The sequence below is a fragment of the Paracoccus benzoatiresistens genome (assembly GCF_026913015.1).
Classification (GTDB): Bacteria; Pseudomonadota; Alphaproteobacteria; order Rhodobacterales; family Rhodobacteraceae; genus Paracoccus; species Paracoccus benzoatiresistens.
The window spans coordinates 41115-54220 of record NZ_JAPTYD010000009.1; the positions used below are offsets into that span (position 1 = coordinate 41115).

At 67.8% G+C, this 13106-nt stretch carries 15 protein-coding genes; 7 read left to right on the forward strand and 8 right to left on the reverse strand.

What is annotated here, in order from left to right; translation table 11 throughout:
• Positions 1-38 precede the first annotated feature (38 nt).
• Together rpoH and OU682_RS08955 are read right to left on the reverse strand one after the other, a co-directional pair.
• A complete protein-coding gene (gene rpoH / locus OU682_RS08950; RefSeq protein WP_268941739.1) occupies positions 39-947 on the reverse strand; it encodes an RNA polymerase sigma factor RpoH in 909 nt (302 codons plus the stop codon).
• A gap of 133 nt (positions 948-1080) precedes the next feature.
• Positions 1081-2103 carry an RluA family pseudouridine synthase gene (locus OU682_RS08955; protein WP_268941740.1) on the reverse strand — a complete coding sequence of 341 codons (1023 nt, stop codon included), beginning with the start codon at positions 2101-2103 and terminating at the stop codon, positions 1081-1083.
• Between OU682_RS08955 and OU682_RS08960 the strand changes: the two genes are divergently transcribed.
• Positions 2102-2407 (forward strand): DUF6476 family protein, encoded by a 306-nt coding sequence (locus tag OU682_RS08960; protein WP_268941741.1) that lies wholly within the window; start codon positions 2102-2104, stop codon positions 2405-2407. The two genes, OU682_RS08955 and OU682_RS08960, sit on opposite strands and share 2 nt — an antisense overlap.
• Here the strand turns inward: OU682_RS08960 and OU682_RS08965 are convergent.
• A complete protein-coding gene (locus OU682_RS08965; RefSeq protein WP_234855465.1) occupies positions 2398-2646 on the reverse strand; it encodes an accessory factor UbiK family protein in 249 nt (82 codons plus the stop codon). The genes OU682_RS08960 and OU682_RS08965 overlap by 10 nt on opposite strands.
• Before the next feature lie 161 nt (positions 2647-2807).
• Between OU682_RS08965 and lgt the strand changes: the two genes are divergently transcribed.
• The 5 genes from lgt to dacB are packed head-to-tail and all read left to right on the forward strand — an operon-like array spanning position 2808 to position 7458.
• The gene (gene lgt / locus OU682_RS08970) at positions 2808-3695 is read left to right on the forward strand and encodes a prolipoprotein diacylglyceryl transferase (RefSeq protein ID WP_268941742.1); all 888 of its coding nucleotides are present in this window, start codon (positions 2808-2810) and stop codon (positions 3693-3695) included.
• Positions 3692-4750, forward strand: coding sequence for a class I SAM-dependent methyltransferase (locus OU682_RS08975; RefSeq protein ID WP_268941743.1), 1059 nt, complete (start codon positions 3692-3694; stop codon positions 4748-4750). Before lgt ends, OU682_RS08975 begins: the two co-directional genes overlap by 4 nt.
• Positions 4734-5498 carry a peptidoglycan editing factor PgeF gene (pgeF, locus tag OU682_RS08980; RefSeq protein ID WP_268941744.1) on the forward strand — a complete coding sequence of 255 codons (765 nt, stop codon included), beginning with the start codon at positions 4734-4736 and terminating at the stop codon, positions 5496-5498. Before OU682_RS08975 ends, pgeF begins: the two co-directional genes overlap by 17 nt.
• Positions 5499-5518: 20 nt before the next feature.
• Positions 5519-6088, forward strand: a complete 570-nt coding sequence (locus OU682_RS08985) for a nicotinate-nucleotide adenylyltransferase (protein ID WP_268941745.1) — start codon at positions 5519-5521, stop codon at positions 6086-6088.
• On the forward strand, positions 6088-7458 hold the full coding sequence (gene dacB / locus OU682_RS08990) for a D-alanyl-D-alanine carboxypeptidase/D-alanyl-D-alanine endopeptidase (protein WP_268941746.1): 1371 nt from the start codon (positions 6088-6090) through the stop codon (positions 7456-7458). The genes OU682_RS08985 and dacB overlap by 1 nt, the downstream gene beginning before the upstream one ends.
• On the opposite strand, the gene OU682_RS08995 is transcribed toward dacB, so the two are convergent.
• On the reverse strand, positions 7455-7877 hold the full coding sequence (locus OU682_RS08995) for a tellurite resistance TerB family protein (protein ID WP_268941747.1): 423 nt from the start codon (positions 7875-7877) through the stop codon (positions 7455-7457). The genes dacB and OU682_RS08995 overlap by 4 nt on opposite strands.
• A 94-nt stretch (positions 7878-7971) precedes the next feature.
• Between OU682_RS08995 and OU682_RS09000 the strand changes: the two genes are divergently transcribed.
• The gene (locus OU682_RS09000; protein ID WP_268941748.1) at positions 7972-9555 is read left to right on the forward strand and encodes a lysine--tRNA ligase; all 1584 of its coding nucleotides are present in this window, start codon (positions 7972-7974) and stop codon (positions 9553-9555) included.
• On the opposite strand, the gene recR is transcribed toward OU682_RS09000, so the two are convergent.
• The 4 genes from recR to OU682_RS09020 form a co-directional block, all read right to left on the reverse strand.
• Positions 9552-10151, reverse strand: coding sequence for a recombination mediator RecR (gene recR, locus OU682_RS09005; protein WP_268941749.1), 600 nt, complete (start codon positions 10149-10151; stop codon positions 9552-9554). The two genes, OU682_RS09000 and recR, sit on opposite strands and share 4 nt — an antisense overlap.
• A gap of 14 nt (positions 10152-10165) precedes the next feature.
• Positions 10166-10510, reverse strand: a complete 345-nt coding sequence (locus tag OU682_RS09010; RefSeq protein ID WP_268941750.1) for a YbaB/EbfC family nucleoid-associated protein — start codon at positions 10508-10510, stop codon at positions 10166-10168.
• Between the two features lie 3 nt (positions 10511-10513).
• Positions 10514-12286: a DNA polymerase III subunit gamma/tau gene (locus OU682_RS09015; protein ID WP_268941751.1), complete on the reverse strand. Its 1773-nt coding sequence runs from the start codon at positions 12284-12286 to the stop codon at positions 10514-10516.
• A gap of 63 nt (positions 12287-12349) precedes the next feature.
• Entirely contained in the window at positions 12350-13075 is a 726-nt protein-coding gene (locus OU682_RS09020) for a molecular chaperone DjiA (RefSeq protein WP_268941752.1), read from the reverse strand.
• Between the last annotated feature and the right edge of the window lie 31 nt (positions 13076-13106).

The window sequence follows — 13106 nt, forward strand, 5'->3', positions numbered from 1 at the left end:
CGCGCGCCAATGGCAGGTCAATTGCGCCACTGAATGGGTCAGGCCATCCCCTCGGGCACCCTCATCCCCTTGTCGCGCGCCAGCACCCGCATCCGGTCCTGCAGCTTCTCGAAGGCCCGGACCTCGATCTGGCGAATCCGTTCGCGGGACACGTCATAGCGCGCTGACAGATCCTCCAGCGTCAGCGGGTCGTCGCGCAGGCGGCGTTCGATCAGGATGTCCTTTTCCCGGTCGTTCAGCACGTCCATCGCCTGCATCAGCATCTGCCGGCGGGTGTCCAGTTCCTCGGATTCGGCGAATGCCTCGGCCTGGTTGGCGTCCTCGTCCTCGAGCCAGTCCTGCCATTGCGAGGTCGATTCGCCTTCGCCCGAGCCGACCGTCGCGTTCAGCGATGCGTCGCCGCCCGACAGGCGGCGGTTCATCTCGATCACCTCCTGCTCGGTCACGTTCAGGTCGTTGGCGATCTGGGCGACGTTTTCGGGGCGCAGGTCGCCTTCTTCAAGCGCGCCGATCTTGGACTTGGCCTTGCGCAGGTTGAAGAACAGCTTCTTCTGCGCGCTGGTCGTGCCCATCTTCACCAGCGACCAGGACCGCAGGATGTATTCCTGGATCGAGGCCCGTATCCACCACATCGCATAGGTGGCAAGGCGAAAGCCCTTTTCCGGGTCGAAGCGCTTCACGGCCTGCATCAGGCCCACGTTCGCCTCGGAAATCACCTCGGCCTGCGGCAGGCCATAGCCGCGATAGCCCATGGCGATCTTTGCGGCCAACCTCAGGTGCGAGGTGACCAGCTTGTGTGCGGCCTCGCTGTCCTGGTGGTCGGCCCAGGCCTTGGCCAGCATGTATTCCTCTTCCGGCTCCAGCAAGGGGAACTTGCGGATCTCTTGCAGATAGCGGTTCAAGCCCTGTTCGGGGCTGGGGGCGGGAAGGTTTCCGTAATTCGCCATGATGCTGGCCTTTCGCATATGTCCGGGGAACGCGACCTGCGCGCGCAAGGTTCCGGCAACCCCGACCGGGGCTTTTGGTGATATTCTGTTCAGAAATCGTGAACGCGACAGGCGTGACGCCTTCACGATGCCGTCATGTGGCGGCCCGCAAAGCATCCAGCAGCGCCTGCATGTCGGCAGGCAGCGGGCTGTCGAACGAGAGCGGCTGGCCCGTCACCGGATGGTCAAAGCCCAGATGCGCCGCGTGGAGCGCCTGACGGGGGAACGCCGCGACCAGTTCCGCCGCAGCCCCAAGCGCCTTGGCTGACGCACGCCGCGCGCCGCCATAGACCTGATCGCCGATCAGCCCCAAGCCCGCGTGGGCCATGTGGACGCGGATCTGATGAGTCCGCCCAGTTTCCAGCCGGCATTCGACCAGCATGGCGACAGGGGGCCTGCCAAGGCGTTCCAGCATCCGTGCCCGCGTGACCGCATGGCGGCCCTTGTCGAAATAGACCGCCTGCCGCTGCCGGTCCGTCGCATGGCGCGACAGCCGAGAGGTGATCTTCAGCACCGCCCCATCCTCGAAGCTGACGCCGGGGGTGCCGCGAAGGCGCGGGTCGGCGCCGTCGATCAGCCCATGCGCCAGCGCCAGATAGCGGCGCTGCGCGCTGTGCGCCTCGAACTGCGCCGCAAGGCCGTGATGGGCGCGGTCGGACTTGGCGACGACCAGCAGGCCGGACGTGTCCTTGTCGATCCGATGCACGATGCCGGGGCGCTTCTCGCCACCGATGCCCGACAGCGTGTCGCCGCAATGGGCCAGAAGCGCATTGACCAGCGTGCCATTGGGCGAGCCGGGGGCAGGGTGGACGACCATTCCGGCGGGCTTGTCTATGACGATCAGATCCTCGTCCTCATGGGCGATGACCAGCGGAATGGCCTCGGGCCGGGTCTCGACCGCCTCGGGCTCGGGGATGGCGATGTGGTAATCCTGCCCCTCGGCCACGCGGGCCTTGCCGTCGCGGACCACGCCGTCGGGGCCGCTGACCGCGCCATCGGCGATCAGCCGCGCCAGGCGCGAACGCGACAGGGCAGCCGCCTCTGGCACGGCAAGGGCAAGCGCCTTATCAAGCCGCTCGGGCGGATTGGCCGGAATGGTGACAACAAGGTTCGACATGGACAAGGATGATAGCGACTGGAAAACGGCGGCGAAAGCGGTGCCGGAACTGCGGCTGCTTCGCTGGCTGGTGACGGGGCTGGCGCTTGTGATGGGCCTTGGCATGATCGCCATCGTCGCGCTGCTGTGGATGCGATTGGGACAGCCGGTGCTGCCCGGCCTGCCCGAGGCGATCACGCTGCCCGAGGGTGCCCGGCCCGAGGCCGTGACCTTTGCCCGCGACTGGATCGTCGTCGTGACCGATGCGGGCGAGGTGCTGCTGTACGACCGTTCGGGCGGGCTGCGGGACCGGCTTCAGCCCTGACGGCCCGCCTGCATGGCGTCCAGCCGGGCCTTCAACTCGGCATTTTCGGTCCGGGCCTTGATGGCCATCTCGCGCACGGCCTCGAACTCCTCGCGGGTCACGAAGTCGCGATCAGCCAGCCAGCGGTCGATCCAGCCCTTCATGGCGGTTTCCGCCTCGGACTTGGCGCCGTGTGCCACGCCCATGGCGTTGGTCATCAGCTTCGAGATATCGTCAAAGAACTTGTTTTGCGTGGTCATTTGGCCTTTGCCCCCGATACGTGCTCGGCGTCCTATATGGGCCGCGCGGCGTCCGGGTTCAATGTCGGGAATGCTGCGGCTGCATCATGGCGGCCCGGGATCCTCATGTTGACACCGCGCCGCCGCTGACTAGCGTGCGCCGCGCAACGCCCCGAGGCCCCATGATCCCATTCCCCAATATCGCCCCCGAGATCTTCACCATCCATCTGGGCGGCCTGACCCTGTCGCTGCGCTGGTATGCGCTGGCCTATCTGGCGGGGCTGCTGATCGGCTGGCGGATCATCGTTGCCCTGATGCGGCGCGATCGCGTCTGGGGCGACCGGGCGCCCATGGCTTCCGACCGCGTGGACGACCTGCTGACCTGGGTGATCCTGGGCGTGATCCTGGGCGGCCGGCTGGGCTTCGTGCTGTTCTACGAACCGGGCTTCTATCTTGCCAACCCGGGCGAGATCATCAAGGTCTGGCAGGGCGGCATGAGCTTCCACGGCGGCTTCGCGGGGGTCATCGCGACGACGTGGCTGTTCTGCCGCGCGAACGGCATCCCGGCGTTGCGCCTGGCGGATGCCATGGCTGTGGTCGCGCCGATCGGGTTGTTCTTTGGCCGCGTCGCCAACTTCATTAATGCGGAACTCTGGGGCCGCCCGACCGACCTGCCCTGGGGCGTGATCTTCCCGGGCGAGGCTGCGCAGGCTTGCCCCGGCATCACCGGCCCCTGCGCGCGCCATCCCAGCCAGCTTTACGAGGCGGGGCTGGAGGGGCTGCTTCTGGGCCTGATCCTGTTCGCGCTGGTCCGCAGGGGCGGATTGCGCCGTCCGGGGCTGGCCTTCGGCGTGTTTCTTACCGGCTACGGGCTGGCGCGCATGTTCGTGGAGCTGTTCCGCGTGGCGGATGCGCAGTTCATCACGCCCGACAACCCGCTTGGCCATGTGATCGGCGGGCCGGTGATCGGGCTGACCATGGGCCAGCTTCTGTCGCTGCCGATGGTGCTGGCCGGGTTGGTCCTTGTCCTGCGCGCCTGGCGCAGGCCGGCGGTGGCCGCCGCCGCATGACGCCCCTGGCCCAGCTCATCGCGCAGCGCATCCGGGCAACGGGGCCGATCACCCTGGCCGATTACATGGAAATCTGCCTGCTGCACCCGCGCCATGGCTATTATGCGACGCGCGACCCTTTCGGCGCCAAGGGCGATTTCACCACCGCCCCCGAGATCCATCAGATGTTCGGCGAGTTGTGCGGGCTGGCCCTGGCGCAGGCCTGGATGGACCAGGGCAGCCCCGCGCCCTTCACCTTGGCCGAGATCGGGCCGGGGCGGGGCACGCTGATGGCCGACATGCTGCGCGCGATCCGCAAGGTTCCCGGCATGGCTGGGGCGGCCCAGGTCGCGCTGATCGAGGCATCCCCGCATCTGCGCCAGATCCAGCGGGACCGGCTGGAAACGGTCACGCATCTCGACAGTGTCGGGCAGCTGCCTGACAAGCCCCTGTTCCTGATGGCAAACGAGTTCTTCGACGCCCTGCCGATCCGGCAGTACCAGCGCGCCGAAGACGGCTGGGCCGAACGCATGGTCGGTTTGTCGGACAATGGCCTGCGCCTTGGCCTGGGTCCCGTCGTCCAACTGCCGCGCGAAGGTCAGCCCGGCGACGTGGTCGAGGAATGTCCCGCCGCGCCCGCCATTGTCGAAGCCATCGCCCGCCGCATCGCGGTTCAGGGGGGCGCCGCGATCTTCATCGATTACGGCGGCTGGAACGGCTATGGCGATACCTTCCAGGCGCTGCGCAACCACGCCCCGGAAGATCCCCTGGCCCATCCGGGCGAGGCCGACCTGACCGCCCATGTCGACTTTGCCCCCCTGGCTGCCGCTGCCATCCGGGCAGGGGCCATCGCGTCGCGACCGATCCATCAGGGCGAATGGCTTCTGTCGCTGGGCGCGGCGCAGCGGGCGGACCGGCTGGCGGCCGCCGGGGACACGGGCGCTATGGGGGCGCTTCGACGCTTGACCCACCCGGATGAAATGGGTCACTTGTTCAAGGCCATGGCCATCTGGCCGAAAGGGGCGCCCCCGGTGCCCGGATTTGACAAGCTGAGGCTTCATGCAGACCACGCTTGAGATCCTGACCCATCCTCTGCTCCGCGATGTCAGGCACGGTTTCTTCACCCGCAAGGGCGGCGCATCCTCGGGGCTTTTCGCGGGGCTGAACTGCGGGCGCCGGTCCACCGACCAGACCGAGATGGTGGCCCTGAACCGCGGCCGCGTCGCCACGGCCATGGGCATACCCGCCGGTGCCCTGGCGACCGTGAAGCAGGTCCACTCCGCCGATGTGGTCACCCTGACCGAGGCCAGCGACATCGCCACCGTCGCCAATACCGAGGCTGACGGCATCGTCACCGCCCGCCGCGACGTGGCCCTGGCGGTGCTGACGGCAGACTGCCAGCCGATCCTGCTGGCCGACCCCGCCGCCGGGGTGATCGGTGCCTGCCATGCCGGCTGGCGCGGGGCGCTTGACGGCATCATCGAGGCGACGGCCGAGGCCATGCGCGCCCTTGGCGCCACCCGGATCCGCGCCGTGATCGGTCCCACCATCAGCCAGCGCGCCTATGAGGTCGGCCCCGATTTCATGAACAGCTTCCTGGCCGAGGACGCGGGCTATGACCGCTTCTTCAGCGGCGGGCCCAACGGACGGCCGATGTTCGACCTGCCGTCCTTTGGCCTGATGCGGCTGCGAGACGCGGGGGTTGATGCCGAATGGTCCGGCCATTGCACCTATTCCGACCCGGACAAGTTCTTCAGCTATCGCCGCGCCACGCATGAGGGCGAGGCCGATTACGGCAGGCTGATCTCGGCCATCGCGCTTTGAGCCAGGCGGGGCTTCCCCTTGTGCTGCCGGGGTTGCGCATCGGCCTGCTGGGCGGCTCCTTCGATCCCGCGCATGAAGGCCATGTCGCCATCACCCAGGCCGCCCTGCGTCGGTTCCGGCTGGACCGCGTCTGGTGGCTTGTCTCGCCCGGCAATCCGTTGAAGGCGCGGGGGCCTGCGCCGATGGCGGAACGGCTTGCCCACGCCCGGCGCCTTGCAACCGATCCGCGCGTCCTTGTGACCGATGTCGAGCAGCGCCTTGGCACCCGCATGACGGCGGACACCATCGCCGCGCTGAGGCGTATTTATCCCGGCGTGCGCTTCGTCTGGCTGATGGGGTCGGACAATCTGGTGCAGTTCCACCGTTGGGACCGCTGGAGGCAGATCGCAGCCAGCGTCCCCATCGGCGTGCTGGCCCGGCCCGGATCGCGGACATCGGCCCGCCACTCGATCGCCGCGCTGGCCTTGGCGCGCGCGCGCCTGCCGCAGTGGCAGGCCGGGACATTGGCCCTGCGCAGGCCGCCTGCCTGGGTGCTGCTCAACCTGCCGATGTCCCGCCAGTCCTCGACCGCGCTGAGGGCACGGAAATGATGCGGCGGCGCAGCCTTCTGGCGGGGCTTGCCGCGCTGCCGGTGGCGCCGGCCTGGGCCCGTCCCCTGGCCAAGCCCTCCTTTACGGCAGGTCCGGTGGTTGCCACGGCCGGGCTGCCCGGCATCGTTGCCTATGCGCGCATGGACCTGCCCGGGGAGGCGCTGTCGGACGCCGCGCTGGCTGCCGCACCGATGATGCCCGCCAGCACGCTGAAGGCGGTGACGGCGCTTTACGCCCTGGCTCGGCTGGGGCGCAGCCGCAGGTTTGCCACCCGCGTCATCCGCGCGGGCGACATGCTGGTCCTGGCCGGGGGCGGCGATCCTCTGCTGTCTACCGACGATCTGGCGCGGCTGGCGGGCGACCTTGCCGCGACCGGCCAGCCCGCGCCTGCGCGCTTTGCCGTCTGGGGCGGCGCACTGCCGCAGGTCGAGGAACTCGTGCCAGCGCAGGCCGACCACCTGGCCTACAACCCCGCCCTGTCCGGGATGATCCTGAACTTCAACCGCGTGCATCTGGGCTGGCGGCGCACGGGCGGCGCGCTTCAGATGTCGCTGGAGGCGCGGGCGGCAAGCCATTCCCCGCGCGCCTATACGATCACGGCGGCGCCGGGGGACCAGGCCGATCTCTTTTCCTGGCAAGAGGATGGCGGCCGCGAAAGCTGGACCGTTTCGCGCAGCGCCGTGAACCGTCCCGGCAGCCGCTGGCTGCCCGTCCGCAAGCCTGAACTCTATGCGGGCGACGTGTTCCAGACCCTGTGCCGCGCCAGGGGGCTGGTCCTGCCCACGCCAGAGGTTATCCGCGACCTGCCCCCGGGCGAGGTCGTGGCCAGCCACTCCAGTCCGCCGTTGGAGGAGATCCTGCGCGGTATGCTCTATTTCTCGACCAACCTGACGGCCGAGGTCGTGGGCCTGCACGCCAGCGGCGCGTCGGACCTTGCGGCTTCGGGTCGCGCGATGATGGCGTGGCTGGGGGCACAGGGGCAGGGCGCGGACTTCACTCTTTCCGATCATTCCGGCCTGTCGCCCGACAGCCGGGTGACGGCGCGGGGCATGGCGCGGCTGCTGGCGGGGCCGGGACTGGCGGCAGGCCTGCCCGATCTGCTGAAGCCGCACCCGCTGGACGAGGATTCTGTCCGCGACCCCGCGCCAGTCGGGCAGGTCCGGGCCAAGACCGGGACGCTGAACTTCGTGTCGAACCTGGCTGGCTATGTCACCCGACCGGATGGCGGGCAGTCGGCCTTCGCGATCCTTGCCGCCGACCCGTCGCGGCAGGCGGCGACTTCGGGGCAGGAACTGCCCGCAGGCGTGCTGTCCTGGACGCGTGACGCCAGGCAGCTTCAGCGCGACATGCTGACGATCTGGTCTAGCTAGAGGACCCGGTGGCGAACCTGGGCCGACAGCTCGATGGCTGCGGCGTGAAGGCGGGGAATGTTCAACTGGTGCCGGATCTCGGCCAGCATGGCGACCTCGCCCTCATACAGGCGACCGTCGGCGGCCCCCACGTCGCAGGCCAGGGCATAGGCCGTTTCGTACAGCTTTTCCGGCAAGGCGTCGCGGATCAGGCCGAACAGGGCGTCGAGGCCGTCTTCTTCCTCGAAAAGGGTCATGACCGTCTGGCTGATCGCCCGGATGCGCTCATCGTCGTATTTGGCAAAGACCGGGTAGTGATCGACGCTGCGCTGGATCGCGACCAGTTCCGAGGTCCGATAGGTCTGATCGGACGCTGACACGGCCACCATCACCGCCACCAATGCGTCGCAAGGCGAGAACGAGGGCAGTTCAATGGTCATGTCTTGTCCTTTGGCAATCGGTTCCGGCGCAAATTATTGACGATTCAGCCGGCTTTCAATAAGGCGTCGTGGTCTTGGAACAGGAGAAGACGCAATGACCACCCTGCGCGATGCCGCGATGCAATCGAAGGCCTGGCCGTTCGAGGAGGCGCGCCGGGTGCTCAAACGCTATGAGAAGAAAGACCCCGAAAAGGGCTTTGTCCTGTTCGAGACAGGCTACGGCCCCTCGGGCCTGCCGCATATCGGCACGTTCGGTGAGGTGGCGCGGACCACGATGATCCGCCGCGCCTTCGAGATCATCAGCGACATTCCGACCCGGCTGTTCTGCTTTTCCGACGACATGGACGGGATGCGCAAGGTTCCCGAGAATGTTCCCAACCAGGACATGCTGAAGCAGCACCTTCAGGAACCGCTGACCACGGTGCCCGACCCTTTTGGCGAATACGACAGCTTCGGCGGCCACAACAACGCCATGCTGCGCCGCTTCCTGGACACCTTCGGGTTTGAGTACGAATTCATCAGCGCGACCGAGTTCTACAAGTCTGGCCAGTTCGACGAGACGCTGCTGCTGGCCGCCGAGCGCTATGACGCGATCATGGAGGTCATGCTGGCCAGCCTGCGCGAGGAACGCCAGCAGACCTATTCGTGCTTCCTGCCGATCAGCCCCAAGACCGGCAAGGTGCTGTATGTGCCGATCAAGAATGTGGACGCCAGGAACGGCACCATCACCTTCGACGACGAGGACGGGCACGAACTGACCCTGCCGGTCACGGGCGGCAATGTGAAGCTGCAATGGAAGCCCGATTTCGGCGCCCGCTGGGCCGCGCTGGACGTGGACTTCGAGATGTATGGCAAGGACCATTCCACCAACACGCCGATCTATGACGGCATCTGCCGGATTCTGGGAGGCCGGGCGCCCGAGCATTTCACCTATGAGCTGTTCCTGGACCAGCACGGGCAGAAGATCAGCAAGTCCAAGGGCAACGGGCTGTCCATCGACGAATGGCTGACCTATGCGGCCACCGAAAGCCTGTCCTATTTCATGTACCAGAAGCCGAAGACGGCCAAGCGGATGTACTTCGATGTCATCCCGAAGGCCGTCGATGAATATCACCAGCAGCTGCGCGCCTATCCCGACCAGCCGGTGGACCAGCAGCTTGCCAACCCGGTCTGGCACATCCATGGCGGCGACGTTCCGGCCTCGGACATGGTGGTGCCGTTCCAGATGCTGCTGAACCTGGCCTCGGTCGCGGGTGCCAAGGACAAGGACGGGCTGTGGGGTTTCATCCGCCGCTACGCGCCCGAGGCATCGCCCGAGACCCATCCGGGCTTGGACCAGGCGGCGGGCTTTGCCGTGCGCTACTTCGCCGACTTCGTGGCGCCCACCCGCCAGTTCCGCGCGCCCACCGAGGTCGAGCGCCGGGCGATGGAGGACCTGGCCGGGCGGCTTGCCGCATGGGACCAGCACGCCGATCCGGAGGCGTTGCAGTCGATGGTCTTCGCCATCGGCAAGGAGCACGGGTTCGAGCCGCTGCGCGACTGGTTCGCGGCGCTGTACCAGGTGCTGCTGGGTGCGGACCAGGGGCCGCGCTTCGGCGGGTTCATCGCGCTTTACGGGATCGATGAAACCCGCGCGCTGATCGAGAAAGCCTTGGCCGGAGAGTTGACGGCGGCCTAGAGCCGCCGCCGCGCGCGCAGGGCCGCGCTGATCGTGCCGTCGTCGAGGTAGTCCAATTCCCCGCCGATCGGCACGCCCTGCGCCAGGCCCGTGACCGTTGCGCCGCTGTCGGCCAGGGCGTCGGCAATGTAATGGGCGGTCGTCTGGCCATCAACGGTGGCATTCAGGGCAAGGATCACCTCGCGGATCTTCTCGCGCTCGACCCGGCCGATCAGGGCGGGGATGCCCAGGTCGTCCGGTCCAACCTCGTCCAGCGCCGACAGCGTTCCGCCCAGCACGTGATAGCGGCCGCCAAAGGCCCTGCCGCGTTCCATCGCCCAAAGGTCCGCCACGTCCTGGACCACGCAAATCTCTCCGGTCGCGCGGGCGGGGTCAGAGCAGATCGCGCATTCGTCGCGGTCGGTGATGTTGCCGCAGGTAATGCATTCGCGGGAATTGAGCGCCACGCGTTCCAGAAGATCGGCAAGCTGCGACATCTGACCGCTGCGCTTGCGGATCAGGTGCAGCACGATCCGCCGGGCGGATCGCGGTCCAAGCCCCGGCAGCCGCGCCATCAGCCCGACAAGCGCCTGGATGTCGTCGCTGCCTTCCTTCATTCACGGGCCGCCATTCAGAAGGGCAGCTTCATGTCGGCGGGCAGGCCCAGTTCCTGGGTGATGCGGGCCATTTCGGACTGCATCTTTTCCTGCGCCTTGCGCTGCGCGTCCTTGATCGCGGCCAGGATCAGATCCTCGACCACTTCCTTTTCCGAGGGCACGAAGATCGACGGATCGATCTCCAGCGCGGTCAGCTCTCCCTTGGCGGTGGCGGTCGCCTTGACCAGGCCCGCGCCGGATTCGCCGGTCACGGTGATCGTGTCCAGGCTGGCCTGCATCTGGCCCATCCGTTCCTGCATGTCCTTGGCAGCCTTCATCATCTTGGCCATGTCGCCAAAGCCGCCCAAACCCTTGATCATTGTTCAGTCCTCATCCTCGAAGGGGTCCCATTCCTCGACCTCGGCCACCGGGCCCTGGGTCAGTTCGTGCGGGTTCGTGGCGCCCTCGGCCACATCCTCGACCTGCGCATCGGGCGCAGCGCGGGTCACGCGCTTCAGCGTGGCGCCGGGAAAGGTCGCCAGAACCTGCTGCACGATCGGCAGTTGCAGGGCGCGTTCCTCTCGCTTGCGCTGCTCGGCCGCCTGCTGTTCGGCAATGGTCGGCGCGCCGCCCTCATTGGTGACCGTGACCGCCCAGCGTTGCCCACCGGTCCATCCGCGCAGTCGTTCGGCCAGCTTTTGCGCCAGATCGCGAGGGGCGTTGCCCTTCGGCTCGAATTCGATCCGGCCGGGGCTGTAGCGGACAAGCCCCACATGCTTTTCGACCTGCACCAGCAGCAGCATGTCGCCCATCCGGCGGATCAGTTCCAGGACCGAAGCGAAGTCCGGCCAGGCCGCGAAGGCATCCGGGCTGACAGCCAGCGCGGTCGCGGCGCCCGACCGCTGCGCGATGACCGGCGCGGGACGGACGGCGCGCGGCGCCTGTGAGGGCGCCGCAGGCGCGCCTGCGCGCGCAAAGTCGCCCGCCGCCTGCGCCTGCTGGACGCGTCGGATCAGCGCCTCGGGGTCGGGAAGGTCGGCCACATGGGTCAGGCGGATGACCGCCATTTCGGCCGCCATCATGGCGTTCGGCGCGGCCGAGACCTCCTCCAGTGCCTTGAGCAGCATCTGCCACAGCCGGGTCAGCACCCGCATCGCCAGCCGGTCGGCCAGTTCCTTGCCGCGCACCCGTTCGTCCGGCGCAATCGTCGGATCGTCGCCCGCATCCGGCGTGATCTTCACGACGGAAATCCAGTGCGTGATTTCCGCCAGGTCGCGCAGCACGGCCACGGGATCGGCGCCATCGGCATATTGCGATTGCAGCTCGGTCAGGGCGGATGCGGCATCGCCGCGCAGGATCATCTCGAACAAATCGATGACGCGGCCCCGGTCGGCAAGGCCCAGCATGGCGCGGACCTGTTCGGCGGTCGTTTCGCCCGCGCCGTGGCTGATCGCCTGGTCCAGCAGGCTGGTCGCGTCGCGGGCGGATCCTTCCGCCGCGCGGGTGATCAGCGCCAAGGCGTCGTCGGTGATCTGCGCGCCTTCTGCAGTCGCAATGCGGCGCAACAGCGCGATCATCACCTCGGGCTCGATCCGGCGCAGGTCGAAGCGCTGGCAGCGCGACAGGACCGTGACGGGAACCTTGCGGATTTCGGTCGTGGCGAAGATGAACTTCACATGCGGGGGCGGTTCCTCCAGCGTCTTCAGCAGCGCGTTGAAGGCGCTGGTGGACAGCATGTGGACTTCGTCGATGATGTAGATCTTGTAGCGCGCCGAGGCCGCCCGGTAATGCACGCTTTCAATGATCTCGCGGATGTCGTTCACGCCGGTGCGCGATGCGGCGTCCATTTCCAGCACATCGACATGGCGGCCCTCGCTGATCGCCACGCAATGCTCGCAGGTGCCGCAGGGTTCGGTGGTCGGCCCGCCCTGGCCGTCGGGGCCGATGCAGTTCATGCCCTTGGCGATGATCCGCGCCGTCGTGGTCTTGCCGGTGCCGCGGATGCCGGTCATCACGAAGGCCTGCGCGATGCGGTCGGCGGCAAAGGCGTTCTTCAGGGTGCGCACCATCGCGTCCTGACCGACCAGGTCGGCAAAGGTCTCGGGCCGGTATTTTCGGGCCAGGACCTGATAAGTCGGCGCGGCGTCTTGGGGCATCGTAGGGTCCGTCAAAGGGTCATGCCGAACCTAGTCGCTGGCACCCGGCGCGGCAAGGGCAGCCTATTCGGCAGGCTCGGGGACGGTGCCTCGGCGCATCTGGCGGAACTTGTCCCAGGCCTCGTTCAGGCGGCGGGTGCGGGCCTCGGCCAGGCGCACGGCCTCGGGCGGAAGGCCGCGGGCGATGGCGCGGTCTGGATGGGCTTCCAGGATCAGCGACCGGAACCGCTTGCGCGCCTCGGGCAAGGGGGTGTCGATCGGGATGCCCAGCACGTCGCAGGGCGGGCAGCCGGTCTGGCGGTCATGGCGCAGGCGGATGGCGGCGGTGCGTTCGGCGGGCAGGCCGAAGATGCGGCCGACCTCGTCGATGAACAGGATTTCATTCTCGTGCATCCCGCCATCGGCCACGGCGATGATGCACAACCCCTCGATCACGTCGGCCAGCACCGGGTCCCCGGCCGGGAACATGGCGGCGATGCGGCGCGCCCAGGCGTCGAAGCCCGCCACGTCCTGCCGCGCCAGGTCGAAGACGCGGGCGGCGTTCTTTTCCTCAGCGCGCGGGATGATGAAGACGCGGCGGAAGGCCGCGACCTCGGACCGGGCCACGGCGCCGTCGGATTTCGCCAGCTTCGCCCCAAGGGCGATCACGGCGATGGTGAAGGCGACGGACCGTTCGGGCGGGATCGCGGCGCGCGCGCTGCCCAGAAGCGCGGCCAGCCGGTCGCCGATGCGCTGCCAGAAGCTGCGGGGCTTCGGCAGGCTGGGGCAGGGGGTATCGGTCGCGCGCATGTCCATGGTCGCAGGTTAGCGGGTAATGGCG

Coding starts and splice junctions, on each gene's coding strand:
- OU682_RS08965 (WP_234855465.1), bottom strand. CDS start 2,646: ATGACCACGCAAAACAAGTTCTTTGACGATATCTCGAAGCTGATGACC.
- lgt (WP_268941742.1), top strand. CDS start 2,808: ATGATCCCATTCCCCAATATCGCCCCCGAGATCTTCACCATCCATCTG.
- rpoH (WP_268941739.1), bottom strand. CDS start 947: ATGGCGAATTACGGAAACCTTCCCGCCCCCAGCCCCGAACAGGGCTTG.
- OU682_RS08955 (WP_268941740.1), bottom strand. CDS start 2,103: ATGTCGAACCTTGTTGTCACCATTCCGGCCAATCCGCCCGAGCGGCTT.
- OU682_RS09010 (WP_268941750.1), bottom strand. CDS start 10,510: ATGATCAAGGGTTTGGGCGGCTTTGGCGACATGGCCAAGATGATGAAG.
- recR (WP_268941749.1), bottom strand. CDS start 10,151: ATGAAGGAAGGCAGCGACGACATCCAGGCGCTTGTCGGGCTGATGGCG.
- OU682_RS09020 (WP_268941752.1), bottom strand. CDS start 13,075: ATGCGCGCGACCGATACCCCCTGCCCCAGCCTGCCGAAGCCCCGCAGC.
- dacB (WP_268941746.1), top strand. CDS start 6,088: ATGCGGCGGCGCAGCCTTCTGGCGGGGCTTGCCGCGCTGCCGGTGGCG.
- OU682_RS09015 (WP_268941751.1), bottom strand. CDS start 12,286: ATGCCCCAAGACGCCGCGCCGACTTATCAGGTCCTGGCCCGAAAATAC.
- OU682_RS08960 (WP_268941741.1), top strand. CDS start 2,102: ATGGACAAGGATGATAGCGACTGGAAAACGGCGGCGAAAGCGGTGCCG.
- OU682_RS09000 (WP_268941748.1), top strand. CDS start 7,972: ATGACCACCCTGCGCGATGCCGCGATGCAATCGAAGGCCTGGCCGTTC.
- OU682_RS08995 (WP_268941747.1), bottom strand. CDS start 7,877: ATGACCATTGAACTGCCCTCGTTCTCGCCTTGCGACGCATTGGTGGCG.
- OU682_RS08975 (WP_268941743.1), top strand. CDS start 3,692: ATGACGCCCCTGGCCCAGCTCATCGCGCAGCGCATCCGGGCAACGGGG.
- pgeF (WP_268941744.1), top strand. CDS start 4,734: ATGCAGACCACGCTTGAGATCCTGACCCATCCTCTGCTCCGCGATGTC.